This is a genomic window from Streptomyces sp. JH002 (assembly GCF_050916115.1).
Classification (GTDB): Bacteria; Actinomycetota; Actinomycetes; order Streptomycetales; family Streptomycetaceae; genus Streptomyces; species Streptomyces xiamenensis.
Genome location: NZ_CP087989.1, coordinates 1,042,215 through 1,068,438 on the forward strand (window position 1 = coordinate 1,042,215; position 26,224 = coordinate 1,068,438).

A 26,224-nucleotide genomic window follows, 5' to 3' on the forward strand; every position below is an offset into this window, starting at 1 on the left:
TTCCGCGATGAGGAAACTAGTATCCGTTTTCCACGCTGGGAGCTCGTCGAAGGAGTGAACGCCATGGCCGTCACCGCTGTTGTCGACCGGCAGGAGGAGGTGCTGACCGGCGAAGCCCTGGCCTTCCTCACCGAGCTGCACCGCAGGTTCACCCCCCGGCGGGACGAACTGCTCGCCGCGCGGGCCGAACGGCGGGCCGAGATCGCCCGCACCGGCACGCTCGACTTCCTGCCCGAGACCGCCCACATCCGGCAGGGCGAGTGGCAGGTCGCGCCCGCCCCCGAGGCGCTGCTGGACCGGCGGGTGGAGATCACCGGCCCCACCGACCGCAAGATGACCATCAACGCCCTCAACTCGGGGGCGCGGATCTGGCTCGCCGACTTCGAGGACGCCTCCTCCCCCACCTGGGCGAATGTGATCGGCGGTCAGCTCAGCCTCGCCGACGCCTACCGCCGCCGCATCGACTTCACCGACGAGCGCGGCAAGCGCTACGCGCTCAAGCCGGAGGCCGAGCTGGCCACGGTCGTGGCGCGCCCGCGAGGCTGGCATCTGGACGAGCGTCATCTCGTCCTGGACGACCGCCCCGTGCCCGGCGCGCTGGTCGACTTCGGCCTGTACTTCTTCCACAACGCGGAACTGCTGCTCGAACTCGGCAAGGGCCCGTACTTCTACCTCGCCAAGCTGGAGTCGCACCGCGAGGCACGGCTGTGGGACGACGTGTTCACCTTCGCCGAGGAGTACATCGGCATCGACCGCGGCTCGATCCGGGCCACCGTCCTCATCGAGACGATCACCGCCGCGTTCGAGATGGAGGAGATCCTCTACGAACTGCGCGCGCACGCCTCGGGCCTGAACGCCGGACGCTGGGACTACCTCTTCTCCCTCATCAAGAACTTCCGGGACGCCGGCCCCGCGTTCGTGCTGCCCGACCGCAACGCCGTGACGATGACAGCCCCCTTCATGCGCGCCTACACCGAACTGCTGGTGCGCACCTGCCACAAGCGCGGGGCCCACGCGATCGGCGGCATGGCGGCGTTCATCCCGGCCAAGGACGCGGAGGCGAACGCCGTCGCCTTCGACAAGGTCAAGGGCGACAAGGACCGCGAGGCCGCCGACGGCTTCGACGGCTCCTGGGTGGCGCACCCGGGCCTGGTGCCGGTGGCCCGCGCCTCCTTCGACGCCGTGCTCGGGGACCGTCCGCACCAGAAGGACCGGCTGCGCGAGGACGTGAAGGTGAGCGCGGCCGATCTGCTGGACATCGGCTCGCTCGACGCCCGCCCCACCGAGGCCGGAGTGCGCAACGCCGTTCAGGTGGGCACCCGTTACCTGCAGGCCTGGCTGGCGGGCCGGGGCGCGGTCGCCGTCTTCAATCTCATGGAGGATGTCGCCACCGCCGAGATCTCCCGCTCGCAGCTGTGGCAGTGGATCGACGCGGGCGTGGAGCTGGCGGACGGGCAGCGGGTCACCCGCGACTACGTGCGGACGGTCGCCGGTCAGGAACTGGCCGCCATCCGCGAGGAGGTGGGTGAGGAGGGCTTCGCCTCGGGCGGCTGGCAGCGGGCCTTCGATCTGCTGCTGCGCATCGCCCTGGACGAGACCTACGTGGACTTCCTGACGCTGCCCGCCTACGAACTGCTCGACTGACGCCCACTGTTGCGGGTATCGCTTGGCGGGTACACATCACGCCATGCGTATCACCGTTCCCCTCGCCGCACTCCTGGCGCTCGCGATGACCGCGCTGCTGACCGTCACGGCCGCTCCCCCGGCGGCCGGGGCGGCAGCGGCCGTCGGCTCGTACACCGTCTTCAACATGCCGGCCGACGGTCAGCCCGACCACACCATCGAGAACCATCTCGTGGACCTGATCGACGGCGCTCCCGCCGGATCCTCGATCCACGGCGCGATGTACACCTGGACGCGTACACCGGTGGCCGAGGCGCTGGCCCGCGCCCAGGCGCGCGGCGTCGCCGTGCGGCTGGCCGTGGACAAGGAGGGCGAGGGCGGCAGCAACTCCGCCCCCGACAACGCCGCCATCGGCGTCCTGAAGAACGCCGGGCTGACCCGTCTCGTGCTGTGCGGCAACAGCGCCGCCGGCAACTCCTCCTGCATCGCCAACCGCTCCAACTCCCTCAACCACAACAAGTTCTTCACCTTCTCCGCGACCGGCGACCTGTCGCAGGTGGTGTTCGTCAGCTCGGCCAATATCACCAACCCGCAGCTGCGGCTGTTCAACAACGCGGTGGTGATCCACGGGGACGCGGAACTGCGCGGCGCGTTCCTGCGGCACATGGACAACCTGCTCGCCCAGCGCCGGAACAACAACTACTCCGCCTCCGCCGACGGGTACTTCGCCTCACCCGTGAGCGACATCCGGGTCTTCTTCCCGCCGCGCGCCGACTCCTCGGGCGGCACCGGGGCCGAGGCGTCCACCGACCTGGTCGTCGGACGGCTGCGCTACATCACCCGCTATCAGTCCGGCTGCTCCCTGGATGTGGCGCACGCCCAGTTCACCGGGCCGCGCGCACCGGTCGCCGACGAGCTGATCCGGATCGCGAACCTCGGCTGCCGGGTGCGCGTGGTCGGCGGCGACAACATGACCGACTACATCCGGGACCGGCTGGCCGGCCACGCCAACATCACGGTGCGCGGACTGGACAGCCTGCACTCGAAGTACATCGTCTACACCGGCAACTACAACGGGGCGGCCGGCCGCTCCCTGGTCTTCACCGGCTCGCACAACCTCACCGGCCCGTCGCTGCGCGCGCACGACGAGACGATGATCCGGGTGGAGCTGCCCGGCATCGCCGACAGCTACCGGGCCAACTTCACCCAGCTGTGGTCCCGGGCCGGCTGACCGGCCACCGCGGTCCTCGGCCCTCGGCCGGTCAGGCGACCGTCACGGGATGGCGTACCACCGCGTCGAAGAGATAGCCCTGGGTGTTGTGCGCGGTGCGCTCCGGCTGGGTGGTGCCGTCCACGTCGGTGGCCCTGGCCAGCAGTTCGGTGCGGCCCGGGGTGCGCGGGGTCCAGCGCAGGGACCAGCGCACCCAGCCGCCGGGGCGCGGCGCGTCGTGGAGGGTGGCGGGGCGCCACGCGGTGCCGCCGTCGACGCTGATCTCCACGGAGCGAACCCCGCGCCCGCCCGACCACGAGCGGCCGGTGAGCACCTGGGCGCGGCCGGCGCTCAGCGGCGCCTCCCACGGGAGTTCGAAGGCGCTCTTGAGGGTCTGCCGGCTCAGCGGCGCGCTGCCCTCCTCGGGGTGGCCGGGGCCGAAGAGGCGGTAGAGGTCGGTGTTCCAGGGCGAGTAGAGCGGGGTGGCCGACACCTCGATGTCGCCCAGCCATTTGATCGAGGAGATGCCGATCCAGGACGGCACCAGCAGCCGTACGGGGTGGCCGTGGTCGGGCGGCAGCGGCGCGCCGTTCATCTCGTACGCCAGCAGGACGTCGTCCAGCGCCTTCGCGACGGGCAGCGGGCGGCGTACCCGGCCCAGGTTCACGCCGCCGGAGAAGAACGCGTCGTCCAGGCCGCGCGGCTGGATGTCCACGGCGTGCGGGGACAGGCCGGCCCGGCGCAGCACCTGCGCCAGCCGGACGCCGCGCCAGCGGGCCATGCCGATGGCGCCCAGCGACCAGGCGGTGCCGGAGACCGGCTCGCCCTGCTGGCGGTCGAAGAAGCTGCGGCCGTTGCCCGCGCACTCGAGGAAGACGGAGCGCTCGACGGCGGGCAGGGCGCGCAGGTCCTCCAGGGAGAACTCGGCGGGCCGGGCGCCGCGCAGCCCGTCGCCCCAGATCCGCAGCCGCCAGGTGGCGGCGTCGAGGGCGGGGGTGACGGTGTGGTTGCGGACGAAGAACAGGTCGTTGGGGGTGTGGTAGCCGGTGCCGCGCAGCGCGGACCAGCGGGTTTCGGCGTTGGTGCCGTGGATGACGAACCGGTCCGGGGGCAGGGGCTTGACGATCCCCGCCGCCCTCGCGCCGGGCGCCGCCGCGGCCGGTGGTGCCGCCGCGCCGACCGTGGCCGTCCCCACTCCGGCCGCCGCCAGCAGCCGCAGCAGATCGCGCCGTTCGATGCCCTCGGCCCGCGCCGTACCGGCCAGCCACTGGCCGAGCCGCCCGCGGTCGTACGCCCGCTCGTCGTTTGTCATGGGACCGATCCTGGTGGTGATCGGCCACCCTCACCATTGACGCACTATGAACAATCCGCCAGCCGCCGGGATTCGGTGCGCGCGGCGCGGGCGATCTCGTGCTCGTCGGCGGTGAGGAGCCGCCCGTGTTCGACGACCGGCCGGCCGCCGATGAGGGAGAGGGTGACGGGGGCGGGCGGGCCGAGTACCAGGGCGGCGACCGGGTCGGCGATGGTGGAGTGGCCGAGCCCGTCCAGTTGCCACAGCACGACGTCGGCGAGCTTGCCGGGCTCCAGCGAGCCGGTCCCGTCGGTGCGGCCGAGCACCTGGGCGCCGCCGTAGGTGGCCAGCCGCAGTGCCTGGCGGGCGCTCAGGGCGGCTTCGCGGTGCGGCCCGAGGCGGTTGATCAGCAGGGCGTTGCGCAGTTCGGTGTGGAGTTCGCCGGATTCGTTGGAGGCGGTGCCGTCCACGCCGAGGCCGACCGGGACGCCGGCCGCCAGCAGATCGGGGACGCGGGCGATGCCGGCGGCGAGCCGCGCGTTGGAGGAGGGGCAGTGGGCCACGCCGGTGCCGGTGCGGGCGAAGGCCGCCACGTCGGCGTCGGTCATGTGGACGCAGTGCGCCATCCACACGTCCTCGCCGAGCCAGCCGGTGGACTCGAAGTAGTCGGTGGGGCCCATGCCGAACCGTTCGTGGCAGAACGCCTCCTCCTCCACGGTCTCCGAGCCGTGGGTGTGCAGCCGCACCCCCTTGCGGCGGGCGAGTTCGGCGGCCTGCCGCAGCAGCTCGGTGGACACGGAGAACGGTGAGCACGGCGCGACCGCGATCCGCAGCATGGCGGAGAACCCGGGGTCGTGGTGGGTGTCGATGGCCGCCTCGGTCGCGGCGAGGGCCTCGTCCGTGCTCTCCACGGCGAAATCCGGGGGCAGTCCGCCGTCGGAGGCGCCCAGGTCCATCGAGCCGCGGGCGGCGGTGAAGCGTACGCCGATCTCCCGGGCGGCGGCGATCTCGGCGCCGAGCAGGTCCCCGGTGCCGCGCGGGAAGATGTAGTGGTGGTCCACGGCGCTGGTGACCCCGCCCCTGACCATCATGGCGAGGGAGGCGCGGGCGGCGGTGTGCACCATCCGCTCGTCGATGCGGGACCACCAGGGGTAGAGGGCGACCAGCCAGTCGAAGAGGTGGGCGTCCTGGGCCAGGCCGCGGGTCAGCCACTGGTAGAAGTGGTGATGGGTGTTGACCAGTCCGGGTGTGGCGAGCGCCCCCGAGGCGTCGACGCGGCGCAGCGGGCTCCCGTCGTCGGGGAGTTCGCGGGGTGCGGGGCCCGGGCCGACCGCCTTGATCCGGTCGCCGGCGATCACCAGGTGACCGTCGGCGTACTCGGTGCCGGCCGCGTCCACGGTGGCGATGGCGCAGTGCTCGATGACCGTCGTCATGGCGGTGGCGTCCTCAGAGGTTGGTGGCGTCGACGGGGATGCGGGCGGTGGCGCCCTCGCGCAGCACGGTCGCCTCGATCAGGCCGTAGGGGCGGTCGGCGGCGAAGTAGACGGCCCCCTCCGCGGTCTCGTTCTCCATCCCGAAGGGGGTGAGGTCCGCGAGGAAGTGGTGCTTGTTGGGCAGGGAGAGGCGGATCTCGTCGATCTCGGGACGGTGGTCTATCACCCGGGAGCCCATCGCGAACAGCGTCTGCTGGAGCGAGTAGGAGTACGTGCGGGCGAAGGCGTCCAGCAGATGGCCGCGGGCGGCGGCGTGGCTGGCGTCCCAGTCGGGGGTCGCTTCCTGCGGGCCGCTCCAGCGGTGCCGCCACAGCGCGGTGACGTCGGTTGCCAGGACGCGGTCCCGGGTCTCGGGGAGTGTGGTGTAGCGGTCCTTGAGGAAGCCGTGGAACTCGGAGTCGGTGGAGTTCAGCACGGTGAGCGCGGTCAGTCCCGACAGGGCCTCCCAGCCCTCTTCCCGGTCGTGGGTGATCTGCGCGGTGCGCACCCCGCGTCCGTCGCGCAGGAAGGAGTGTTCGCCCTCGCCCGGGGTGGCGATCCGTTCCCAGGCGTAGCTCTCCATGCGGATCCGGGCCCGGGTGACGGTGGGCTGGGACTCGGTGAAGTGCCGGGCGAGCAGGGTGCCGAAACGTTCCGGGGAGCCGATGCCGTACTCCTTGGCGAAGGCGAACACCGTGTTCTTGGTGGCGTCGGTCGTCAGCACGGTGGCGTTGGAGCCCGAGTAGTGCACCTCGTCCATGTCGCCCGACAGGGCCACGGAGACCTTGAGGTCCTCCAGGTGGTGGGTGGTGCCCTCCCGGGTCACCTTGACGATCCGGGTCTCCGCCTTGCCGTACTGGTTCTGGCCGAGTGTGGGCATGGCGGGTCAGCTCCCTCGGTAGACGGAGTAGCCGAACGGGCTCAGCAGCAGGGGTACGTGGTGGTGCTCGCCGGGGCGCAGCGAGAACGTGGTGGTGACCTCGGGGAAGAAGGGGCCGCTGACCGCGAAGCGCAGCCGGGCGGCGGTGACGCTCCCGGGCAGCGGGGGGAGTTCCTTGCAGCGGCCGTCCGGGTCGGTGACGGCCGTGGCGTGCACCGTCCAGCGGGTGCCGGTGCCGGTGGCCGCGTGCTCCCCGTCGTCGTCAGGTACCGACAGTTCCACCGTGACGCCGGCGGCCGGGCGGCCGGCGGCGGTATCGAGGATGTGGGTGGAGACGGTGGTGGCGGCGGGGGCCGGGGTGGCCAGCAGCCGGGTGAGCCGGAGCCGGTTGATTTTCGCCAGCTCGGTCCGTACCGTCTCGCCCTCCTCCCCCGAGGTGTGGTCGAGCCGGGCGCGGAGCGCGTCCCGCAATTGTTCACCGCTCAGTCCGGTGGCGCAGATGAGGAAGACCTGGCCGAACCGGTCCTGGTAGGCGAGGTTCAGCTCGTGCATCTCGGCGGCGAGTTCGGGCGTGGCACCGGCCATGCCGCGCTGTTCGCGCGCCGAGGTGGGATCGCCCGGGGCGGGTGCGCCGATCGGGGGGTGCGCGGCGAGCGCCTGGCCGATGCCGGTGGCGTCCAGCTCCGCGGTGGCGGCGTCGGAGGCCGCCAGCAGCCGGTCCACCCCGGGGTACGGGCGCCCCGACACCAGTGCCCCGGCCCACGACGGCGCGGCACAGATGTCGTGCAGCGCGTCGAGCGCGGTGCGCTCCGGCGCGTTGTTGAACCAGTCGAGGCGCGTGGGAGGCGCGGACGGCGAGGGGAGGGGCATGGCCCCAGCTAACCGGCCACTCCGAGTGACGTCAACAGTTTGTTGAGCTTCCCCCTTGTGGGGGACGTCTGCCGACGTCAGCCGCCCTGCTCGCGGTTGAGGTAGTTGTATACGGTGAAGCGGCTCACGCCGAGGGCGCCCGCCACCGTCTCCACCCCGTGCCGCATCGCGAACGCGCCCCGCGCCTCCAGAGTCCGCACCACCTGCTGCTTGGTCGAGCGGTCCAGATCCGCCAGTGGCATGCCGTGCCGCCGGCGCAGCTCGGACAGCAGATGGTCCAGCGAGCCGGACAGAGCGGGCAGCCGTACGGCCACCGCCTCCCGCCCCGCCCAGGACAGCACCACGTCCTCGGGCCCCGCCCCGGCAGGGGCGATGAGCTCCCCGCCAATGGCGTCCACCAGGGGCGCGACCCCGGCTATGAAGGCGTCGGCGTCGGCGTCGGCGGCACCGCGGTCAGTCATGAGGCGGAGCCCTCCGGGGCGCGGGGACCACTGCCCTCGACCACATTCAGCTGGAGCGAGATCCGGGTGGCGCCGACGGCCAGGGACTTGCTGAGCAGCTCGCCGACCAGGGTGAGCACCTCGTCGGCGGAGCCCTCGACCGTGTTGCCGAACGGGCCGACGTCCACGGTGTCCAGCGCGGCGCCCAGGGCCACCTCGCGCGCCATCACGGCATGCGCCGGGGGCTCGTCCAGATCGAAGGGCTCGGTGGTGAACTCAAGTTTCAGTCGCACCCCGCCAACCTAACCCGGCCGAGCCCTCCGACCGTGGGTCAGGAGGCGCCGTGCCGCACGTGCGGCAGCACCCGGTGACGCGGAACGCCGAACAGCTCGACCGCCTCCCGCAGCTGGCTCACGGCCGGTGCCAGCGCGCTGACCGATCCCGCGGCCGCCGCGATCCGCAGCAGCGCGGTGCTCAGCGGGGCGTCCTCGGGAACCCCCGCGTCCAGCAGTCCGAGCAGGCCCGTCAGCTCACGCTCGGCCACCTCCCGGTCCGCCAGCGGGGCCTGATAACCGCTCAGATCCGCCCACAGCCGCTCCACGGCGGCACGCAGGGACATGAGGCGGGGATCTTCCCCGTCGGCCACCGCGCCCGCGGTGACCCGCGCGACCTCAGCTTCGCCTGTCGCCACTCGGCCCTCCCCTGCCGTCCACACCACCCAATGCGCCCGCGCCCGCCGGGGCGCATGCTTGGCGCCCGACCGCAACGAACGACGACAGTAAATATCACTGTCCGCACATTGCGCCATACGGAGGGCGAAAGTCCCGGTCACATTCACATGAACGCTCGCGACACCTTCGGCGCACCCGGATGACGTACAGCCACCAACGGTGAGCATACTCCTGCGTGATCAAGGGGCCGTAAGGAACACTGAGATGGCCCAGTGCCGGCCCGGGAGCGATCCATGACGAACAGCAGGCCCGTACGGTGCCCGGCGTGTCGCCGTGAACACGTCTATGTGCCCCCGGAGTACCCATGCTCCTGCGGGGCACCTGTGTCCGTGCCGGTCCAGTGGGACGGTGCCCCCGCCCAGATACACCACCGGTCGTGGGAGGCGTCCTGGGCCCAGCTGGACTGCCCTGCCTGCGGGCGGTCGGGGCAGTGGCCGCAGCCGGAGTTCGACTGCCCGTGCGGGGTCACGGTGCGGCTGTCCGCCGACCGCCCGGAGCCGGGCGCCGGGCGCGAGGAGTCCGGCGACCGGCCGCCGTTCCAGCCGCTGACCATCAGGACCGGGTACGACGCCGTGGCCTGCGCGGCGCAGTTCCTGCGCTGGCTGGGATTCCGGAACGTGCGCACCGCCATGCCGCGCCCGGAGTCGGGGGTGGATCTGCACGGCGCCGGTGTGGTGGGCCTGGTGGACACCACCACCGAGCCGACCGGGCCCCGGGAGATCGAGACGCTGTGGATGCACGGACTGCTGGAACCGGCCCGCGCGGTGGCCTTCTCGCTGGCCGGGTACGACCGGCGGGCCCGGGCCCGCGCCGATGAGCTGCGACTGCCGCTGTTCGTCCTGGATCTGACGGGTACGCCGCAGCCGGTGAACGATCCGGCGGCCGGGCTGCTGCGGGACGGCGCGGGGACCGACTGACCGGCCGCCCCGCCGACGGGACCCGCGCACCGCACCGCACCGGGAACCGTCGATGAGAATGGCCGGAACCGGACGGTCCCCCGCTGCGTCGCGTCGCCCCGGCCTCCCCGCGCGCACCCCCGGAGCCGGCACGGCGCGGCCTTCAACCCGTGCGCAGCGTCCGGTGGATGCGGGGCGCGTGACCACCGGTCAGCGGATGGCCCGAGGCGCGTTCGCGGGTGGCCACGATCTCGGCCGTGATGGACAGCGCCGTCTCCTGCGGGGTGCGGGCCCCGATGTCCAGGCCGATCGGGGAGCGCAGCCGGTCGAGTTCGCGCTCGGTGAGCCCGGCCTCCCGCAGCCGGTCCATCCGGTCGGCGTGGGTACGGCGCGACCCCATCGCCCCGATGTACGCGACGGGCAGCCGCAGCGCGATCTCCAGCAGCGGTACGTCGAACTTGGCGTCATGCGTCAGCACGCACACCGCCGTCCGCTCATCGAGCCGCCCGGCGGCCGCCTCGCCGGCCAGGTAGGTGTGCGGCCAGCGGACCACCACCTCGTCCGCGCCGGGGAACCGGGCCGGCGTGGCGAAGACCGGGCGGGCGTCGCACACGGTCACCCGGTGTCCGAGGAAGGACCCGGCGGTGGCCAGCGCCGCCGCGAAGTCCACCGCGCCGAACACCAGCAGCCGTGGCGGCGGCACCCGGCTCTCCACCAGCAGCGTCAGCTCCGCGCCCAGCCGCAGCACCCCGGTGCGCCCGGCCCGCAGCATCGCACCGGCGCGGGCCGCGGCCGTACGGTCGGTCTGCGCGCCGTGCCCCAGCGACCCGCACGCATCACCGCGGGCCGGTACGTACAGCGCGCCACGGCCCGTCAGCGGGCGGACCAGCGCGCCGTGCTCCGCCGTCACCGCCCGCGTCAGCGGCGTGCGCAGCGCGGAGCACTCCGGGACCGGCGTGACCAGCACCTCGATACTGCCGCCGCAGGTCAGCCCGGCCGCGAAGCCCTCCGCGTCGCTGTAGCCGAAGCGCTCCACCCGCACCGCGCCGTCCGCCAGGGCGGCGCGGCACAGCTCGTACACCGCGCCCTCCACGCAGCCCCCGGAGACGCTGCCGATCACGGTGCCCGCGCCGTCCACGGCCAGCGCCGCGCCGGGCGGGCGCGGGGCGCTGCCGTGCACCGCGCTCACCGTGGCCACCGCGAACGCCCGCCCGTCCGCCAGCCACTCCCCCAGTTCCCGGGCGATCTCCAGCATGCCGCTACGCCGTACCGGTGAGGTGTTCCGGGCGCACCGGCACCCGGACCAGGTCGAGCCCGGTGGCCTGCCGGACGGCGGCCACGATCGCCGGGGTGGCGGAGAGGGTGGGTGCCTCGCCCACGCCGCGCAGACCGTACGGGGCGTGTTCGTCGGCCAGTTCGAGGATGTCCAGCGGCATGCTGGGCACGTCCAGGATGGTGGGGATCAGATAGTCGGTGAAGGAGGGGTTGCGGACCCGGCCGTCCGGGCCGACCACGATCTCCTCCAGGACGGCGAGGCCGAGCCCCTGGGCGCTGCCGCCGTGGATCTGCCCGGCGACCGACAGGGGGTTGAGCGCCTTGCCGACGTCCTGGGCGGCGGCCAGCTCGATGACCTTCACCAGGCCGAGTTCGGTGTCCACCTCCACCACGGCACGGTGCGCGCAGAAGGAGTACTGCACATGGCCGTGGCCCTGCCCGGTGCGCGGGTGGAAGGGCCGGGTGGGCCGGTGCCGGAACTCCCGTTCCAGCTCGATCGCCCCCTCGCCCAGCACCTCCGCCAGGGTGGCGATCACCTCGCCGTCGGCCGCCACCACCTTGCCCGCCTCCAGGCGGACCGCCGCCGCGCCGAAGCGTTCCCGCGCCCGGTCCAGGACCTGCTCCCGTACCGCCTCGCAGGTGTGTTTCACCGCGCCGCCGGTCATGTACGTCTGGCGGGAGGCGGAGGTGGAGCCGGCCGAGCCGACCGTGGTGTCGGCGGGGAGCAGGGTGACGCGGGTGACGCCGAGTTCGGTGCGGGCGATCTGGGCCTGGACGGTGACTCCCCCCTGGCCGACCTCGGCCGCCGCCGTGTGCACCACGGCCACCGGTTCGCCGGCCACCACCTCCAGGCGGACGCGGGCGGTGGAGTAGTCGTCGAAGCCCTCGGAGAAACCGACGTTCTTGATGCCGACGGCGTAGCCGACGCCCCGCACGACGCCCTCCCCGTGGGTGGTGTTGGACAGTCCGCCGGGCAGTTCCCGTACGTCGGCGGTGCCGGTCGCGTTCTCCCAGCGCCGGGGCGGCGGGAGCGGCCGGGCGGCGACCGCGGCGAGCAGGGCGGCGACCGGGGCCGGGGAGTCCACCGGCTGTCCGGTGGGCATCACGGTGCCCTGCCGCATGGCGTTGTGCTGCCGCAGCGTCACCGGGTCCATGTCCAGTGCGGCGGCGAGCTTGTCCATCTGGGCCTCGTAGGCGAAGCACGCCTGCACCGCGCCGAAACCGCGCATGGCGCCGCAGGGCGGGTTGTTGGTGTAGAGCGCCAGGGCCTCGATGTCGGCGTTCGGGATCTCGTAAGGGCCCAGGCCCAGTGAGGCGGCGTTGCCCACGACGGCCGGTGAGGAGGAGGCGTAGGCGCCGCCGTCCAGGACGATGCGGCAGGTGACGTACAGCAGGGTGCCGTCGCGCAGCGCGCCGTGCTCGTAGCTGAGCCTCGCCGGGTGGCGGTGGACATGCCCGAAGAAGGATTCCTCCCGGTTGTAGACCATCTTGACGGGGCGCCCGGTGCGCAGGGCCAGCAGGCAGGCGTGGGCCTGCATGGACAGGTCCTCGCGGGCACCGAAGGCGCCGCCGACGCCGGAGAGGGTCAGCCGTACCTTCTCGGCCGGCAGGCCCAGGACGGGGGCGATCTGCTTCTGGTCCACGTGCAGCCACTGGGTGGCGACGTAGAGGTCGATGCCACCGTCCTCGGCGGGAACGGCGAGCCCGGACTCGGGGCCCAGGAACGCCTGGTCCTGCATGCCGACCTGGTAGGTGCCGCGCACCACGACCTCGGCGCGGGCGCGGGCGGCGGCCACGTCGCCGTGCCGGACGGGCTGGCGGTGCACGATGTTGGGGTGCGGGCTGTCGGCGGCGTGGTGGTCGGTGCGGTCCGGGTGGAGCAGCGGAGCGCCGGGGGCGGTGGCGGAGGTCTCGTCATGGACGACGGGCAGTTCGCGGTACGCGACGGCGATGGCGGCGGCGGCGCGGCGGGCGGTCTCGGGGTGGTCGGCGGCGACGACGGCCACCGCCTCGCCCTGGTAGCGCACCACGTCCCGAGCGAGGACGGGCTGGTCGGAGAACTCCAGGCCGTAGTGGGTGGCGGCGGGCAGGTCGTGGTGGGTGAGGACGGCGTGCACGCCGGGGAGCGCGAGGGCGGCGGCGACATCGATGCCGAGGATCTCGGCGTGCGGGTGCGGGCTGCGCAGCGTGTGGCCCCACAGCATGTCCTCGTGCCACAGGTCGGAGGAGTAGGCGAACTCGCCGGTGACCTTGAGGGTGCCGTCCGGGCGGCCGGTGGATTCGCCGACGCCGCCGGCGGTGCCGCGTGCACTGCGCTGGCTGAGGGTTCCGGGACGGAGCGTCATGCCGGTCGGCCCTCCACAGCGGTGCGGCGGGCGGCGGCCAGCCGGACCGCGTCCATGATGTGCTCATAGCCGGTGCAGCGGCACAGATTGCCGGAGAGCGCCTCGCGGATGTCGGCGTCGGAGGGCTCGGGGACCCGTTCGAGGAGTTCCTCGGTGGCCATCAGCAGACCGGGGGTGCAGAAGCCGCACTGCACGGCGCCCGCGTCCAGGAAGGCGCGCTGGACGGGGGCGAGCGCGCCGTCCTCACCGGCCAGTCCCTCGACGGTCCGCAGGTCGGCGCCCTCGGCCTGGCCGGCGGCGACCAGGCAGGCACACACAAGGTCGCCGTCCATCCGGATGGTGCAGGAGCCGCATTCGCCCTGTTCGCAGGCGTTCTTGGAGCCGGGCAGGCCGAGCCGCTCGCGCAGCACGTACAGCAGGCTCTCGCCCTCCCATACGTTGTCGGCCACGCACGGCCGGCCGTTGACGGTGCAGGTCACGCGCACGGTGTCAGCCCCTTCCGGTAGGCGTCCCAGGTCCAGTCCAGGGTGCGGCGGGCGAGTACGCCGATGGCGTGCACCCGGTAGCGGGCGGTGCCGCGTACGTCGTCGATCGGGCGGCAGGCGGCGCCGGCCAGTTCGGCGAAGCGGCGCACCACCTCGGGCGCCAGCGGCCCGGGGCGCTCCCACGCCCCGGCGCCGGCCAGCGCGCCGGCGAGGAAGTCCTCCGCGTCGTGGGCGCGGACGGGGGTGGGGGCGGCGGAGCCGATGCCGGTGCGGACGGTGCCGGCGCCGGGGTGCAGCGCGAGCGCGAAGGCGCACACGGCGATGACCATGGCGTTGCGGGTGCCGACCTTGGCGAACTGCTGCGGCCCGGTGGCCCGTTCGATGTGGATGGCGCGGATGAGTTCGTCGGGGGCGAGGGCGTTGCGTTTGACGCCGGTGTAGAAGGCGTCGATGGGGATGCGGCGGGTGCCGCGCACGGAGGCGGCCTCCACCTCGGCACCGGCTGCCAGCAGCGCGGGGTGGCTGTCGCCGGCCGGGGAGGCCGCCCCGAGGTTCCCGCCGACGCTGCCGCGGTTGCGGATCTGCGGGGAGCCGACGGTGCGGGCGGCGAGCGCGAGCGCGGGCAGTTCGGTGGCCAGGTGCTCGATGACGGCGGCGTAGGGGACGGCGGCGCCGAGCCGTACGGTGCGCTCGCCGGTCTCCCAGGTACGCAGTTCGGGGATGCGGGACAGGTCGAGGAGCCGTTCGGGGCGGCGCCGGTCGAAGGTCAGCTCGACCATCACGTCGGTGCCGCCGGTGAGGGGCACGGCGTCGGGGTGGGCGGCCTTGGCGGCCAGCGCCTCGGACCAGCCGGCCGGGCGGAGGAAGTCCATGCGGCGGTTCTCCCTGTCTGGTGGTGCAGCCAGTACAACGGTCGTTGCGCGCCGGGGGCAGTCACGGAAGGGCCGAAGCACCCATTCGCCGGACCCCCCCACATCTTGTAGGTTCGTACGAGGAAGCGGCGCGGGCAATGGGGCGGCAGCCCCCGGGCAACACGGACGACATCGGCGGACGGACATGCGACTGCGCACACTGCTGGCGGACGACGCACTCGGGTTGCGGCTGCTGCACGGCGCGGGCCGCCTGGAGGCCCGGGTGCGCGGGGTGATGACGACCGATCTGCGCGACCCCAGCCGCTATCTGCACGGCGGCGAACTGGTGCTGACCGGGCTCGCCTGGTGGCGCGGCCCCCAGGACTCCGAGCCCTTCGTACGGATCCTGTCCCGGGCGGGCGTGACCGCGCTGGCGGCGGGCGAGGCCGAACTCGGCTCGGTCCCCGACGATCTGGCCGCCGCCTGTGCCCGGCACGGGCTGCCGCTGTTCGCCGTGGCGCAGGAGGTAGCGTTCGCCGAGATCACCGAGCGGGTGGTGCGGCGGATCTCCGGGCACCGGGCCGGGGACCTGGCGGCCGTCGTGGACCGGCACCGGCGGCTGATGGCCGCCGGTCCCGCCGGGGGCGGGCCGCAGGGCGTGCTCGATCTGCTGGGCGCCGAGCTGGATCTGCCGGCCTGGCTGCTGTCGGCCACCGGCCGGGTGATCGCCGGTTCGGGGCGGGTGCCGCTGCCCGGCGCGGTGGCGGCGGAGTTGGCCGCCCACCGGATGACGGCGGCGCTCGCCGGCCGTCCGGGCCCGTACCGGGTGCCGTCCGGCGCCGGTGACCAAAGCGGGTACGCGCTCTTCCCGGTGCCCGGCGACGCCCGGGGGCGGGCCGCCGCGCTCACCGGCCGGCAACTGGTGGTACGCGCCGATGGCGGCGAGTGGCCGGACGAGCGGCGCGATCTGCTGGCGGGCGTGGCGGAGCTGATCGCGGCGGAGCACGACCGGCACGAGGCGTCCCGTACGGTACGGCGCCGCCTGGCCCGGGAGATCGTGCGGCTGCTGCGGGACGGGGCGGTGCCCGCCGAGGTGGCGGCGCGGCTGCGGGTGGCCGGTCCGGTCCTGGGTCACTCGCTCGCCGACCCGCGCTGGCAGGTGGTGGTGGCCCGGGTGGAGGGCGTCGACGGGGGCGGAGCCGGGGACGAGGGGGCAGACGCGGGTGGCGGGGTGGCGGCGGCGCTGCTGGAGGAACTGCTGACCGGTCCCGGCGGCACCGAGCCGGCCCTGGTGGCGGGCGCGCCGCCCGACGGCGGGGCGGTGGCCCTCGTCCCGCTGCCCGCGCTGCCCGGCGAGGGCGCCGCGCTGCGGGCCGAGAGCGTCCTGGCACCGGTGCGTGGGGTCCTGTCCGCGGGGCTCCGCGACGGCGGCCGGCTGACGCTGGGGGTGAGCGCCCCGGTCGGGACGGCCGGCGGGCTGCGCGGCGCGCTGGAGGAGGCGCGGCACGCTCAGCGGGTGGCCGCCGCCGGGAACGGGGCGGTGCGCGGGGCCGGTCACGACGAACTGGCCTCGCACGTCCTGCTGCTGCCGTTCGTCCCGGAGGAGGTGCGGCTCGCCTTCACCGCGCGGCTGCTGGATCCGTTGCGCGCCTACGACCGGCGGCACCGTGCGCGGCTGATCCCCACCCTGGAGGCGTTCTTGGCGGCCGACGGCTCCTGGACGCGGTGCGCGGCCCACCTGCACCTGCACGTCAATACGCTGCGCTACCGGATCGGCCGGATCGAGGCGCTCACCGGCCGGGACCTGAACCGGCTGGAGGACAAACTGGACTTCCTCCTCGCGCTGCGGCTGAGCCGGTGAGGGGGCGGGCCGGGCGCCGTGGCGGATGGCCCGCGGCGCGCGGTCAGCGCGTCCAGGGCCGGATGCCGAGGAAACCGCCGTCCGAGACGGTGCGGTAGGGCATCTCCTCGTTCCATCTGCGGCGCCCGCCCAGCAGCGAGGCGAGGAGCGTCACCACCACCCCGGCCACCGCCCAGATGCCCAGCACCACCAGCGGGTTGGTGAGGGCATGACCCTGGAAGTACGCGATGGACCGGGTCGCCCACGTTCCGGCGCCCGGGATCATCGCCGAGCCGATGCCGCGCCAGAAGGTGGGCAGCAGGGAGGTGCCGATCGCGCCGCCCGCGCTCGGATTGCCGAGGACCACCACGATCAGCAGCGTCAGCCCGATGCCGGCGGCCCCCAGCAGCGCCTGCAGCGCCAGGGTCACCGCCCCGGTCGCGAACACCACCAGCGCGCCCACCAGCGCCAGCGCCACCAGCCGCCCGGGCAGCGCGTCCAGGACCGGGCCCACGATCACCGCGCCGCCGAGCCCGGACAGCAGCGAGAAGATCAGCAGCGCGCCCAGCCGGAACAGCGCGCGCGACACGGTGGAGGCCCGGCTCCCGGCGCTGATGGCGAGCACGGCCGCGCACAGATAGCCGCCCACCACCCAGCCGATGACCAGGAAGAAGGAGGTCAGGCCGCGCGCGTCACCGGCCGCCGTGGGGGCGACGTCCCGCACGTCCAGGGTGCGGTTCTGCGCGGCCTCCAAGGACAGCATCAGCTGCGCCAGCACCTCCGCGGTCGAGGTGCCGCCACCGGTCGCCACCAGCAGGGTGTCCTGGGTGCCGGAGCCGTCCACGATCAGCGCGCCGTCCACGTCCCGGTGCCGCACCATGCGCAGCCCGTCCGCCTCCTCGGTCGAGGTGTGCTTGACGTGGAGCGGGTCACCCGGCAGCCCGTCCAGCTGGGAGACCAGCTGACCGGCCATCTCCTGCGGGGCCACCAGCGCGATCGGGATGCGGTGCGGCTCGGGACGGTGCAGCGCCCCCACGTACGAGGCGATGAACGCCCACTGCAAGAGCAGGGCGCCCAGCACCAGCAGCGCGGCGCGCGGTGTCACGGCGCCGCGCAGCGAGGTCCACAAGCCGCCGCGCGCGTATCCGGATATCGGCTCCATACCTCGCATCGTGCGGGCGCGGCGGGGCGGACGCCCAGCGGGAATGGGCCATTGGGTGGCCGCCTAGGGCCTGTCGTCAAAGTCCCGCCTGCCCCACAGCGCCTGGCACGGCACCTCGCTGCGTTGTCGCATCGCCCGAATAACCCGCTATGAGGGCGACCCTCCGCCTTGCGATGCACCGCACCAGACACCGCGGGGCCCGCCCTTCGGGCGGACGGCGCTACTTTGACGACAGGCCCTAGGGGCCCGGCCCGGATTTGTGAACTGATTCACGCACGCCTCTTGGCCGGGCCCGGTGGCCCGTGCTGAGATTCCTCCACAGTCACGTACGCACATGCACGAGTGCACCATCGGCTCAATGACGCGCCTGGAGGGCAATGTGGCGGACACCGCCATACCACCGACCGTTCCCCTGGACAGCGCGGTATGGCGGCTTCGGTCGCGTGGCTGCTGGCAGGACGCGGCGGCGCTGCTGGAGACGACCGCGGCCGCCTCACCGGCGGCGGCGTTGCACCGCACCACACTGCTGGTGGAGTGCTGCATGTTCACCGGCGAGGGGTGGGAGCGGGCGGAGGACGCGCTGCGCGCGGTCGAGTCGATGCCGCTGACGGACGAGGAGCGGGGCGCGGCGGCGGGTGAGCGCGGGTACCTGGCGTACGCCTCGACGTTATTGCGGGTGCGCGATCGTACGGATGAGGCACGGGCCGCGCTGGGCCGCGCCGCCGCGCTGCTGGCCCCCGACTCGCCGGGGCGGGCCCTGCTGGATTTCCGGCGCGGGCTGATGGCCCAGCATGTGAGCGGCAACGCGGAGGCGGCGGAGGCCGCTTTCCGGCGGGCGCACGTCGAGGCGGTGGCGCGCGGGGACGCGCTGCTCAGCTCGTACACCTGGCGGCATCTGGCGGCGCTGGCGCAGGAGAAGGGCGATCTCGACCGGGCCAGGGAGGGTTTCACCCACAGTCTGCGGCTGCGCGAGGAGACCGGGTTCCTGGTGGGGATCGCCCCGGCCCTGGTGGCGCTGGCGGAGGTTCAGCCGGAACCGGAGGCGGCCCGGCTGCGTACCGAGGCGAGCCGCCTGTTCCACCTGCTGGACCGGGTGCCCCGCTGGCTGGCCCCCCACTTCGCACCCCGTGCGGCGGCGGACTGAGCCGCCGCGCCCGGGTGACCCGGTGCTCCGCGCGCAGGCGCCCCGGCTGTGTCACCGGTCCTGGACGCCGGTGAAGTGCTCGGTTGCCAGTTGCTGCGCCGCCGGCACGTCGTGGCGGCGCAGCGCGTCCAGCAGGGCGGCGTGTTCCAGGGCGTCGGCCAGGAGTTCGGCGGTGCCCGGCAGCGGGCCCTGCGAGGCGGGGCTCTGGGAGCGCCGGTGCAGATCCTCGGCTATCAGCACCAGTTGGCGGTTGCCGGTCAGATGCAGCAGGGCGCGGTGGAAGCAGCGGTCGGCCTCCGCGTAGGCGGCGCGGTCCCCGCGGGTGGCGGCGGTGACGGTCGCCTCGGCCAGCGGGCGCAGCTCGTCCCAGCGTTCGGGGGGCAGGGTGTGGGCCAGCCGCATGATGGCGGGCACTTCGAGGGCGGCGCGCACCTCGGCGAGTTCGGCGGCGTCGCGCGGGGTGTGGCCCGCGATCCGGAAGCCCCGGTTGGGGACCGTCTCCACGGCGCCCTCGCTGGCGAGTTGCTGCATCGCCTCGCGCACCGGGGTCGCCGAGACGCCGTACCGCTCGGCGAGCACCGGCGCCGAGTACACCTCGCCCGGCGCGAGTTGGCCGCTGGCCAGCGCGTCGCGCAGCGCGGCGAGCACCTGGGCGCGCACGGAGTGGCGTTCGGGCAGCGACCGGGGCCGTACGGGAAGGGGCGGCCGGTCGGGGCGCACCACCGGCGCGGCAGGGGCCGTCGCTATGTACGCATCCACGCGGGCGCCCCCTCCACCGGAAAAAGTGATGCCGAGCACCCTAGGCCGATATGGGCCGAGATCAAACCCCCTCCGTAATCGGGTAAGGTAAGCCTTACCTCTCCGTTTCGCCCTTGCACTTGATTCGGTGGCACCATGCACGTCTCCGCTCTCGCCCCGGCCCATCCGCTGGCACCCGCACTCGATCGTGCGAATGATGTCCTGAGCACCCTCCGGTTCACCCAGGAGGAGCCGCGCGGCGGCCCGGGCTGGGTGCGCGGCAGCGATCTCGCCGAGGCGGGGCCGGTGCTGGAGGACTTCCTGACCTGGGACGACGAACGCATTCTCGCCGACTACGGACAGCGGGGCCGGCCACAGGTCGTGGCCAGTTTCGCACTGCACCGGTACGCGTGGCCCGCCGCCGTCCTGTTCACGCTCCCCTACTTCCTGCTGCGCCGGGTGCCGTGGCTGGCGCCGGAGGATGTCGCATTCCATCGCGCCGATGGCCTGATCACGGCAGCCGCCCGCACCTTCAGCTGTCTGCCCGACGATCCGCTGGCCGGTCATCCGGATGCCCGGGTGGTCGCGGACGAGGAGGCGCTGCGGGCGGCGGTGCGCGAGGCGGCGGCCGCCCATCTGGGGCCGGTGCTCGAGGGGTTCCGGCCGCGGATGCGCCGGGGCAGCCGGGCGCTGTGGGGCATGGCGACCGATGAACTCACCGAGAGCCTTTGGTACCTGGGTTCGCTGCTCGGTGAGGAGGAGCGCGCGCTCGCCGAGGCGCAGTTGCTGCTGCCCGGTGGCACCACCCCCTATCCGGGTGGTGCCGCGTTCCGGGACCTCACCGGTCCGGATGGCGCGGTGCTGCGCACCCGCGACCGGGTGAGCTGCTGCCTCTTCTACACACTGCGCCCCGAGTCCACGTGTGTGACCTGCCCGCGCATGTGTGACAGCGAACGGGTCGAACGGTTGACAGCCGTTCGCTAAAGGTTTCGCAACAAATAGCACAACCCCTTTCCGCGCCTCACCCATTGGTGGGGCCGGGTTGTCAACCCCACCAGCGCAGCCCTCCGTTGACGCAGGATGCTGGCGGAAACACAGCCGCGAAAGACGGCCTCCCGAGCCGGGTAAGGTGCTCCGCTATGACCGACATAGAGTTCAGCTGGGTGATCGCAGGAGCCGTGCTCCTGGCGGGTGCCCTTGTCGCGGTGACCCTGATGAGCAAGGGACGCAAACCTGCGGCAGCGGCTGCCGACGGGGGGCAGAGCGACTCGTGGGAAGTGATGGAGGAGCGCCGCCGGCGCAAGGAGCGCGCGTACGCGACCGCCTCCTACCTTCTGCTCTTCTGCTGCGCCGGAGTGGCGGCGGCGCTGTCCTTCCAGGGGCTGGTCGGCTTCGGCCGGGAGAACCTGAACCTCTCGGGCGGCTGGGAGTACCTGGTCCCGTTCGGCCTGGACGGCGCGGCCATGTTCTGTGCGGTGATCGCGGTGCGCGAGGCGAGCCAGGGCGACGCGTCGCTGGGCTCGCGGATGCTGGTGTGGCTGTTCGCCGGTGCCGCCGCCTGGTTCAACTGGGTGCACGCGCCGCGCGGTGAGATGCACGCCGGTGCCCCGCAGTTCTTCGCCGGGATGTCGCTCTCCGCGGCCATCCTCTTCGACCGCGCCCTCAAGCAGACCCGCAGGGCGGCGCTGCGTGAGCAGGGCCTGGTGCCGCGTCCGCTGCCGCAGATCCGGTTCGTCCGGTGGATGCGGGCGCCGCGCGAGACGTTCGGTGCCTGGTCGCTGATGCTGCTGGAGAACGTCCGCACCCTGGACGAGGCGGTGGAGGAGGTCCGCGAGGACCGCCGTACCAAGGAGTTGGAGAAGGCGCGCCGCAAGGAGCAGCGCAAGCTGGAGAAGGCGCGGATCAAGGCGCTGGGCCGCAACCAGCGGGTCGAGGTCGCGGTGGAGCAGGCCGGCGGGGACCGTACGGAGCCGGCGGCGCTGGAGTCCGGTCAGACTCCCGGCGGACGGCGGGCGCTGGACGCCCCGGGCAGCGGCGGCACCGCCACCGCGACGGCCGCGTCCTCCCGTACCGATCTGTCCGGTGCGGACGGCCGGCTCAACTCTCTTGAGGAGAAACTGGCCCAGATCGAGCGTCAGTTCGGCTGAACCTTGACCCGGATGCGGCGCCGCTGATCGATATGCGGCAGCCTGGGGCCCATGGGGATATGGCAGCTGTCGCTGGTGGGCCTGGTGATGCTGTTGGGTCTGCTGGGCATCATGGTGCCCGGGGTGCCGGGATCACTGGCGGTGTGGGCGGCGGTGTTCTGGTGGAGTTCCGCCGAGGGCACCTCGCAGGCGTGGTGGGTGCTGGTCACCGCCACCGCGTTATTACTGGTTCATCAAGTGGTGCAGTGGCTGCTTCCGGCCGCCGGCCGGCGGGAGGCCGGGGTACGGAAGCGTCAGCTGCTGTTCGCCGGGGGGACGGGGATCGTCGGTTTCTTCGTCCTGCCGGTGGTCGGGGTGGTACCGGGGTTCATCGGGGCCCTGTACGGGTGGGAGCGGGCCCGGCTCGGTGACCACGGCGCGGCGGTGTCCTCCACCCGCGTCATCATGCGCTCGGTCGGGCGCCGGATGCTGGTCGAACTGGCGGCATGTCTGCTGGTGACGGGGTTGTGGCTCGGCGTGCTGCGGTGGGGCTGAGGCCGGGCCGTGGCAGGCTGCCGCCATGAAGGAGCAGGTTGAGTTCAGCCCCGCCGAGCGCGCCTACCTGGCCACCCAGCGGCTGGCCCGGCTGGCCACGGTGGATCCCGCCGGACGCCCGCAGGCCAAGCCGGTGGGCTTCTTCGCACAGGTCGACGGCACGCTGCTGATCGGCGGCCAGGCGATGGGCGCCTCGGTCAAGTGGCGCAACCTGACGGTCAATCCCCATCTGTCGCTGGTCGTGGACGACCTGGCGAGCGTCACCCCCTGGCGGGTGCGCGGGGTGGAGATCCGCGGGATCGCCCAACTGCTGGTGGGCGAGGTGGATCTGGGCCCCGGCTTCAGCCCGGAGGTCATCCGGGTGCATCCGCGCCGCATCCTCAGCTGGGGACTGCCCGACTGAACCCGACGGAACCCGGCTGATACGGTCCCGCCCGGTCCGCTCGCCCGCCGCCCCGGGCCGGCGTCAGTCGCGATCGCCGGTCCGCGCCGCCGGGGTGACCTGCCACAGATGGTGGACCGCGTACGAGCGCCACGGCCGCCAGCCCTCGGCGTCGGCCGCGGTGGCGCCGATACCCGCCAGACCGTGCCGCACCCCCGCGTCCCCCGGCAGAAAGACATCCGGATCGCCCAGCGCCCGCATCCGCAGATAGCCGGCGGTCCACGGGCCGATCCCGGGCAGCGCGAGCAGCGCGGCCTCCGTCGCGTCACGGTCGGCGCCGGGGTCGAGGGTCACGGTGCCGTCGGCGAGCGCGGCGCACAGCGTGCGCAGGGTGCGGCGCCTGGCCCCGGGCATGCCCAGCTCGCCGAGCGGGGCGCCGGCGAGGGCGTCGGCGGTGGGGAAGACATGGGTGAGAGCACCGTCGGGGGCCGGCAGCGGCTTGCCGTACGCCGCGACCAGGGTGCCGCCCAGGGTCCGGGCACCGGCCACCGTGATCTGCTGGCCGAGGACGGCGCGCACCGCCAGTTCGTGCGGCTGGGCGGCGCCGGGGGACCGCAGCCCGGGGCGGGCGGCGGCGAGCGGCCCCAGATGCGGATCGGCGGCGAACCGCTCGGCGACCGCGTACGGATCGGCGTCCAGGTCGAACAGCCGGCGCAGCCGCTGCACGGCCGTGGTGAGATCCCGCAGGTCCGTCAGCATGAGCCGGGCGGGCAGCCAGCCCTTCCCGTCGTGCTCGCCCACCTCGGCGATGCCGCTGCCGTGCGGCAGGTCGAGGGAACGGCGGTAGAGACGGTCGCCCGGCTCCCCCGTCATCTCCTCGATGCCCGTGATGGCACGGCGGCCGAGGAAGTCGAAGATCTCCCGGGCGGCGTACGGACCCCGGTGGGCCAGCCGCAGCGGGACGCCGGCCCGGTCCTGGGGCGGGGCGGTGCGGCCGCCGCGCACCTCGGTGGGGGTGCGGGCGTAGACCTGCCGGATCGTGTCGTTGAACTGCCGGACGCTGGAGAAGCCGGCCGCGAAGGCGATCTCGGTGATCGGCAGCGCGGTGCTCTGGAGCAGGATGCGGGCGCTGTGCGCGCGCTGGGCGCGGGCCAGCGCGACGGGTCCCGCGCCGAGTTCGGTGGTGAGCTGGCGCTGCACCTGGCGGGGGCTGTAGCCGAGCCGGGTGGCGAGCCCGGTGACGCCGTCGCGGTCCACGACACCGTCGGCGATCATGCGCATGGCGCGCCCGACCGCGTCGGCGCGGACGTTCCACTCCGCCGATCCGGGGACGGCGTCGGGGCGGCAGCGCCGGCAGGCCCGGTAGCCGGCGGCCTGGGCGGCGGCGGCCGAGGGGTGGAAGGTGACGTGGGCACGTTTGGGGGTGACGGCCGGGCAGCTGGGCCGGCAGTAGATGCCGGTGGTGCGCACGGCCGTGTAGAAGACCCCGTCGAACCGCTCGTCGCGGCTGCGGACCGCCTCGTACCTGCTGTCGTCGTCCATCACACTGCCCAGTGTGCGCCCGGCGCGGGCCCTCCACTGGCGGAAAACGGACACGGCCGTCGGGGGCCGGAAACGCTGCGGGTCGCGGCGGGCGGGGCCCGCGCCGGAGGCGGTGGGGTCCACTCCGGGACGGCGTGTACGGGCTACTGCCCGGCGGGCGCACCGGGGTGCGGGGGGCGGTGGTGCTCGTGCAGGACGGTGAGCAGGTGCGTGAATTCGTCCCGCTGGCCGGGGGTGAGGGGGGCGAGGAGTTCCTGCTGGGCGTCGGCGATGAGCTGTTCGAGGCGCTCCAGCCTGCGGCTGCCGGCCGGCGTGAGGGTGATGACATTGCGGCGGCGGTCGGCGGGATCGGGTTCGCGGTGGATGTACGCGGCGGCGGCGAGGTCGTTGAGGACGGCGACCATGTCGCTGCGGTAGATGCCGGTGCGGCGACTGAGTCCGGCCTGGCTGGCGGCGCCGGGCTCGGAAAGTGCGGCGAGCACGGCGAAGTGCCACTTGTGAGCGCCTTCGGCCGCCAGGCGCTCACCGACGAGCCGGTCGGCAACGATCGTGATCCCGGCGAGCAGGCGGCTGGGGATCGCGCGCAGGCGGGTCGGCGTGGGTTCTGGGGTCGGGCTCATCCATCCTCCTTGCGTTAGTGACACTAACGGTCTAATTTCGTTAGTGGCACTAACGTTCATGTCGCACGTGATTCCTCATGGAGTGAAGATCATGATCCAGCCGTTTCGCATCGACATACCCCAGAGCGACCTCGACGATCTGATGGATCGTCTCTCCCGCACCCGTTGGCCCAACGAGGTCGCCGATGCCGGGACGGACTACGGCTTTCCGCTGGCACGGCTGAGGGAGCTCGCCGAGTACTGGCGCACCGGCTACGACTGGCGCGCGCAGGAGGCCGCGCTCAACGAACTTCCCCATTTCACCACCGAGATCGACGGCCAGAACATTCATTTCGTCCACGTCCGGTCCACGAAGCCGGACGCGCTCGCGCTGATTCTCACCCATGGCTGGCCCGGATCGTTCCTGGAATTCCTCGATGTGATCGAGCCGCTCTCGCGCGACTTCCACCTGGTGATCCCGTCCCTCCCCGGCTACGGCTTCTCGGGACCGACCCACGAACGGGGCTGGGACATCGTGCGCGTGGCCCGGGCCTGGGCCGAGCTGATGCGCCGTCTCGGCCACCAGCGCTACGGTGCGCAGGGCGGCGACTTCGGCTCGGCCATCTCGCTCGCCCTCGGTGCGGTGGCACCCGAGCGGGTCGTCGGCGTCCACGTCAACTACCTGCCGACCGCGCCGGACCCGGATGCCGGGATCGCGTTGACGGACGGGGAGGAAGCCCGGCTCGACCGGGTGCGGCAACTGATGGCCGCCCGTCCCCCGTACCAGGCCCTGCAGGCCACCACTCCGCAGACCCTCGGCTACGCCCTGACCGACTCCCCGGTCGGTCAGCTCGCCTGGATCGCGGAGCGCTTCGCCCAGTGGTGCGACCCGCGCACGCCGGTCGGCGACGAGCGGATGCTCACCGACATCTCCCTGTACTGGCTGACCGCGACCGCGGCCTCCTCGGCGCGGCTGCACCGCGAGGCGCCGCGGCGGATCCCGTCGTGTCCGGTGCCGCTCGGCGTCGCGGTGTTCGCCCACGACATCACGCAGTCGGTGCGACCGCTGGCCGAGCGGCGGTACGACATCAGGCACTGGTCGGAGTTCGAGCGCGGCGGCCACTTCGCCGCGATGGAGGTGCCCGAGCTGTTCGCCCGGGACGTCCGGGACTTCTTCCTCACCCGCATCGCGCCCTGACCGGGCACATCTCCCGGACCGCACGAGGCGACCGGGGTCAGGCCGGCCGGGCCGGGAAGCCGCCGGTGGCGATCGGGCCCCAGTGGGTGGGGGTGATCCGGATCAGGGACTTGCCCTGCTTGGTCATCGCCGCGCGGTACTCGTCCCAGTCCGGGTGCTCGCCGGCGATGTTGCGGTAGTAGGTGACCAGCGGCTCCAATGCCTCGGGCAGGTCCAGCACCTCGGCGGTGCCGTCGACCTGGACCCAGGGGCCGTTCCAGTCGTCGGACAGGACGATCAGGGAGACCCGCTCGTCACGGCGGGCGTTCCGCGTCTTGGCGCGCTCGGGATACGTGGAGACCACGATCCGTCCGTCGTCGTCCACCCCGCAGGTCAGCGGGGAGCCCTGCGGGGTGCCGTCCGCGCGCCGGGTGAGCAGGATGGCGCGGTGCCTGGGGCGGACGAACTCCAGCAGTTCAGGAAGTTCGACACGGGTGTTGGTGGCGATGGAGGGACTCATGGCGCCCGACCCTAGTCCGTCTCTTCTGGATCTTCGAGGGCCGCGCCGCCGGCTGCGGCACCTCGCTGCG

The 26,224-nt window shown here is 73.3% G+C and carries 26 protein-coding genes; 10 read left to right on the forward strand and 16 right to left on the reverse strand.

The genetic code is table 11. From position 1 onward, the window contains the following. The first annotated feature begins 63 nt into the window (after positions 1-63). Together aceB and H7827_RS04355 are read left to right on the forward strand one after the other, a co-directional pair. Positions 64-1,644 (forward strand): malate synthase A, encoded by a 1,581-nt coding sequence (aceB, locus tag H7827_RS04350; RefSeq protein ID WP_432742825.1) that lies wholly within the window; start codon positions 64-66, stop codon positions 1,642-1,644. A 43-nt stretch (positions 1,645-1,687) separates the two neighbouring features. Beyond that, entirely contained in the window at positions 1,688-2,854 is a 1,167-nt protein-coding gene (locus tag H7827_RS04355) for a phospholipase D-like domain-containing protein (protein ID WP_432742827.1), read from the forward strand. Between the two features lie 31 nt (positions 2,855-2,885). Here the strand turns inward: H7827_RS04355 and H7827_RS04360 are convergent, their stop codons facing one another. The 7 genes from H7827_RS04360 to H7827_RS04390 all read right to left on the reverse strand — a co-directional run bounded on the left by H7827_RS04360 (position 2,886) and on the right by H7827_RS04390 (position 8,477). Then, positions 2,886-4,145 (reverse strand): sulfite oxidase, encoded by a 1,260-nt coding sequence (locus H7827_RS04360; protein ID WP_432742829.1) that lies wholly within the window; start codon positions 4,143-4,145, stop codon positions 2,886-2,888. 44 nt (positions 4,146-4,189) lie between these two features. Next, positions 4,190-5,557 carry an 8-oxoguanine deaminase gene (locus H7827_RS04365; RefSeq protein ID WP_432742831.1) on the reverse strand — a complete coding sequence of 456 codons (1,368 nt, stop codon included), beginning with the start codon at positions 5,555-5,557 and terminating at the stop codon, positions 4,190-4,192. A gap of 13 nt (positions 5,558-5,570) precedes the next feature. Next, the gene (gene pucL / locus H7827_RS04370) at positions 5,571-6,476 is read right to left on the reverse strand and encodes a factor-independent urate hydroxylase (protein ID WP_432742833.1); all 906 of its coding nucleotides are present in this window, start codon (positions 6,474-6,476) and stop codon (positions 5,571-5,573) included. A gap of 6 nt (positions 6,477-6,482) precedes the next feature. After that, entirely contained in the window at positions 6,483-7,346 is an 864-nt protein-coding gene (gene uraD / locus H7827_RS04375; protein ID WP_432742835.1) for a 2-oxo-4-hydroxy-4-carboxy-5-ureidoimidazoline decarboxylase, read from the reverse strand. A 77-nt stretch (positions 7,347-7,423) separates the two neighbouring features. Further along, positions 7,424-7,807 carry a helix-turn-helix domain-containing protein gene (locus H7827_RS04380; protein WP_432742837.1) on the reverse strand — a complete coding sequence of 128 codons (384 nt, stop codon included), beginning with the start codon at positions 7,805-7,807 and terminating at the stop codon, positions 7,424-7,426. Further along, the gene (locus H7827_RS04385; protein WP_432742839.1) at positions 7,804-8,079 is read right to left on the reverse strand and encodes a hypothetical protein; all 276 of its coding nucleotides are present in this window, start codon (positions 8,077-8,079) and stop codon (positions 7,804-7,806) included. The genes H7827_RS04380 and H7827_RS04385 overlap by 4 nt, the downstream gene beginning before the upstream one ends. 38 nt (positions 8,080-8,117) lie before the next feature. Continuing rightward, entirely contained in the window at positions 8,118-8,477 is a 360-nt protein-coding gene (locus tag H7827_RS04390) for a DUF5955 family protein (protein WP_432742841.1), read from the reverse strand. 273 nt (positions 8,478-8,750) lie between these two features. Between H7827_RS04390 and H7827_RS04395 the strand changes: the two genes are divergently transcribed. After that, positions 8,751-9,434: a hypothetical protein gene (locus tag H7827_RS04395; RefSeq protein WP_432742843.1), complete on the forward strand. Its 684-nt coding sequence runs from the start codon at positions 8,751-8,753 to the stop codon at positions 9,432-9,434. 142 nt (positions 9,435-9,576) lie between these two features. Here H7827_RS04395 and H7827_RS04400 read toward each other — a convergent pair whose 3' ends face one another. From H7827_RS04400 to H7827_RS04415, 4 genes are read right to left on the reverse strand one after another with little or no spacing between them, the layout of a single operon-like run. Beyond that, a complete protein-coding gene (locus H7827_RS04400) occupies positions 9,577-10,668 on the reverse strand; it encodes an XdhC family protein (protein WP_432742845.1) in 1,092 nt (363 codons plus the stop codon). A 4-nt stretch (positions 10,669-10,672) separates the two neighbouring features. Further along, a complete protein-coding gene (gene pucD, locus H7827_RS04405) occupies positions 10,673-13,033 on the reverse strand; it encodes a xanthine dehydrogenase subunit D (RefSeq protein ID WP_432742847.1) in 2,361 nt (786 codons plus the stop codon). Then, positions 13,030-13,518, reverse strand: coding sequence for a (2Fe-2S)-binding protein (locus H7827_RS04410; RefSeq protein ID WP_030730594.1), 489 nt, complete (start codon positions 13,516-13,518; stop codon positions 13,030-13,032). Before H7827_RS04410 ends, pucD begins: the two co-directional genes overlap by 4 nt. Continuing rightward, entirely contained in the window at positions 13,509-14,390 is an 882-nt protein-coding gene (locus tag H7827_RS04415) for an FAD binding domain-containing protein (protein WP_030730590.1), read from the reverse strand. Before H7827_RS04415 ends, H7827_RS04410 begins: the two co-directional genes overlap by 10 nt. A gap of 184 nt (positions 14,391-14,574) precedes the next feature. On the opposite strand from H7827_RS04415, the gene H7827_RS04420 reads away from it, so the two are divergent. Then, complete coding sequence (locus H7827_RS04420; RefSeq protein ID WP_432742849.1) at positions 14,575-16,230, forward strand: PucR family transcriptional regulator; 1,656 nt, start codon at positions 14,575-14,577, stop codon at positions 16,228-16,230. A 43-nt stretch (positions 16,231-16,273) separates the two neighbouring features. Here the strand turns inward: H7827_RS04420 and H7827_RS04425 are convergent, their stop codons facing one another. Beyond that, positions 16,274-17,371 (reverse strand): DUF3533 domain-containing protein, encoded by a 1,098-nt coding sequence (locus H7827_RS04425; protein WP_432742851.1) that lies wholly within the window; start codon positions 17,369-17,371, stop codon positions 16,274-16,276. Positions 17,372-17,729: 358 nt separating this feature from the next. On the opposite strand from H7827_RS04425, the gene H7827_RS04430 reads away from it, so the two are divergent. Then, on the forward strand, positions 17,730-18,515 hold the full coding sequence (locus H7827_RS04430; RefSeq protein WP_432742853.1) for a hypothetical protein: 786 nt from the start codon (positions 17,730-17,732) through the stop codon (positions 18,513-18,515). A 51-nt stretch (positions 18,516-18,566) separates the two neighbouring features. On the opposite strand, the gene H7827_RS04435 is transcribed toward H7827_RS04430, so the two are convergent. Beyond that, a complete protein-coding gene (locus H7827_RS04435) occupies positions 18,567-19,274 on the reverse strand; it encodes a GntR family transcriptional regulator (protein WP_386536913.1) in 708 nt (235 codons plus the stop codon). A gap of 135 nt (positions 19,275-19,409) precedes the next feature. Here H7827_RS04435 and H7827_RS04440 point away from each other — a divergent pair, with 135 nt between their 5' ends. The 4 genes from H7827_RS04440 to H7827_RS04455 all read left to right on the forward strand — a co-directional run bounded on the left by H7827_RS04440 (position 19,410) and on the right by H7827_RS04455 (position 22,337). After that, the gene (locus H7827_RS04440) at positions 19,410-20,237 is read left to right on the forward strand and encodes a (2Fe-2S)-binding protein (RefSeq protein WP_386536911.1); all 828 of its coding nucleotides are present in this window, start codon (positions 19,410-19,412) and stop codon (positions 20,235-20,237) included. Positions 20,238-20,392: 155 nt separating this feature from the next. Next, on the forward strand, positions 20,393-21,400 hold the full coding sequence (locus H7827_RS04445) for a DUF2637 domain-containing protein (RefSeq protein WP_386536908.1): 1,008 nt from the start codon (positions 20,393-20,395) through the stop codon (positions 21,398-21,400). 51 nt (positions 21,401-21,451) lie between these two features. After that, a complete protein-coding gene (locus tag H7827_RS04450) occupies positions 21,452-21,934 on the forward strand; it encodes a DUF456 domain-containing protein (protein WP_432742856.1) in 483 nt (160 codons plus the stop codon). Positions 21,935-21,959: 25 nt separating this feature from the next. Continuing rightward, positions 21,960-22,337 carry a PPOX class F420-dependent oxidoreductase gene (locus H7827_RS04455; protein WP_432742858.1) on the forward strand — a complete coding sequence of 126 codons (378 nt, stop codon included), beginning with the start codon at positions 21,960-21,962 and terminating at the stop codon, positions 22,335-22,337. Positions 22,338-22,400: 63 nt separating this feature from the next. On the opposite strand, the gene H7827_RS04460 is transcribed toward H7827_RS04455, so the two are convergent. Together H7827_RS04460 and H7827_RS04465 are read right to left on the reverse strand one after the other, a co-directional pair. Further along, on the reverse strand, positions 22,401-23,858 hold the full coding sequence (locus H7827_RS04460) for an AlkA N-terminal domain-containing protein (protein WP_432742861.1): 1,458 nt from the start codon (positions 23,856-23,858) through the stop codon (positions 22,401-22,403). Between the two features lie 143 nt (positions 23,859-24,001). Next, positions 24,002-24,478: a MarR family winged helix-turn-helix transcriptional regulator gene (locus H7827_RS04465; protein WP_432742864.1), complete on the reverse strand. Its 477-nt coding sequence runs from the start codon at positions 24,476-24,478 to the stop codon at positions 24,002-24,004. Positions 24,479-24,569: 91 nt separating this feature from the next. Between H7827_RS04465 and H7827_RS04470 the strand changes: the two genes are divergently transcribed. Next, positions 24,570-25,655 carry an epoxide hydrolase family protein gene (locus tag H7827_RS04470; RefSeq protein ID WP_432742867.1) on the forward strand — a complete coding sequence of 362 codons (1,086 nt, stop codon included), beginning with the start codon at positions 24,570-24,572 and terminating at the stop codon, positions 25,653-25,655. Between the two features lie 37 nt (positions 25,656-25,692). Here H7827_RS04470 and H7827_RS04475 read toward each other — a convergent pair whose 3' ends face one another. Continuing rightward, a complete protein-coding gene (locus H7827_RS04475) occupies positions 25,693-26,154 on the reverse strand; it encodes a PPOX class F420-dependent oxidoreductase (protein ID WP_432742870.1) in 462 nt (153 codons plus the stop codon). Positions 26,155-26,224 lie beyond the last annotated feature (70 nt).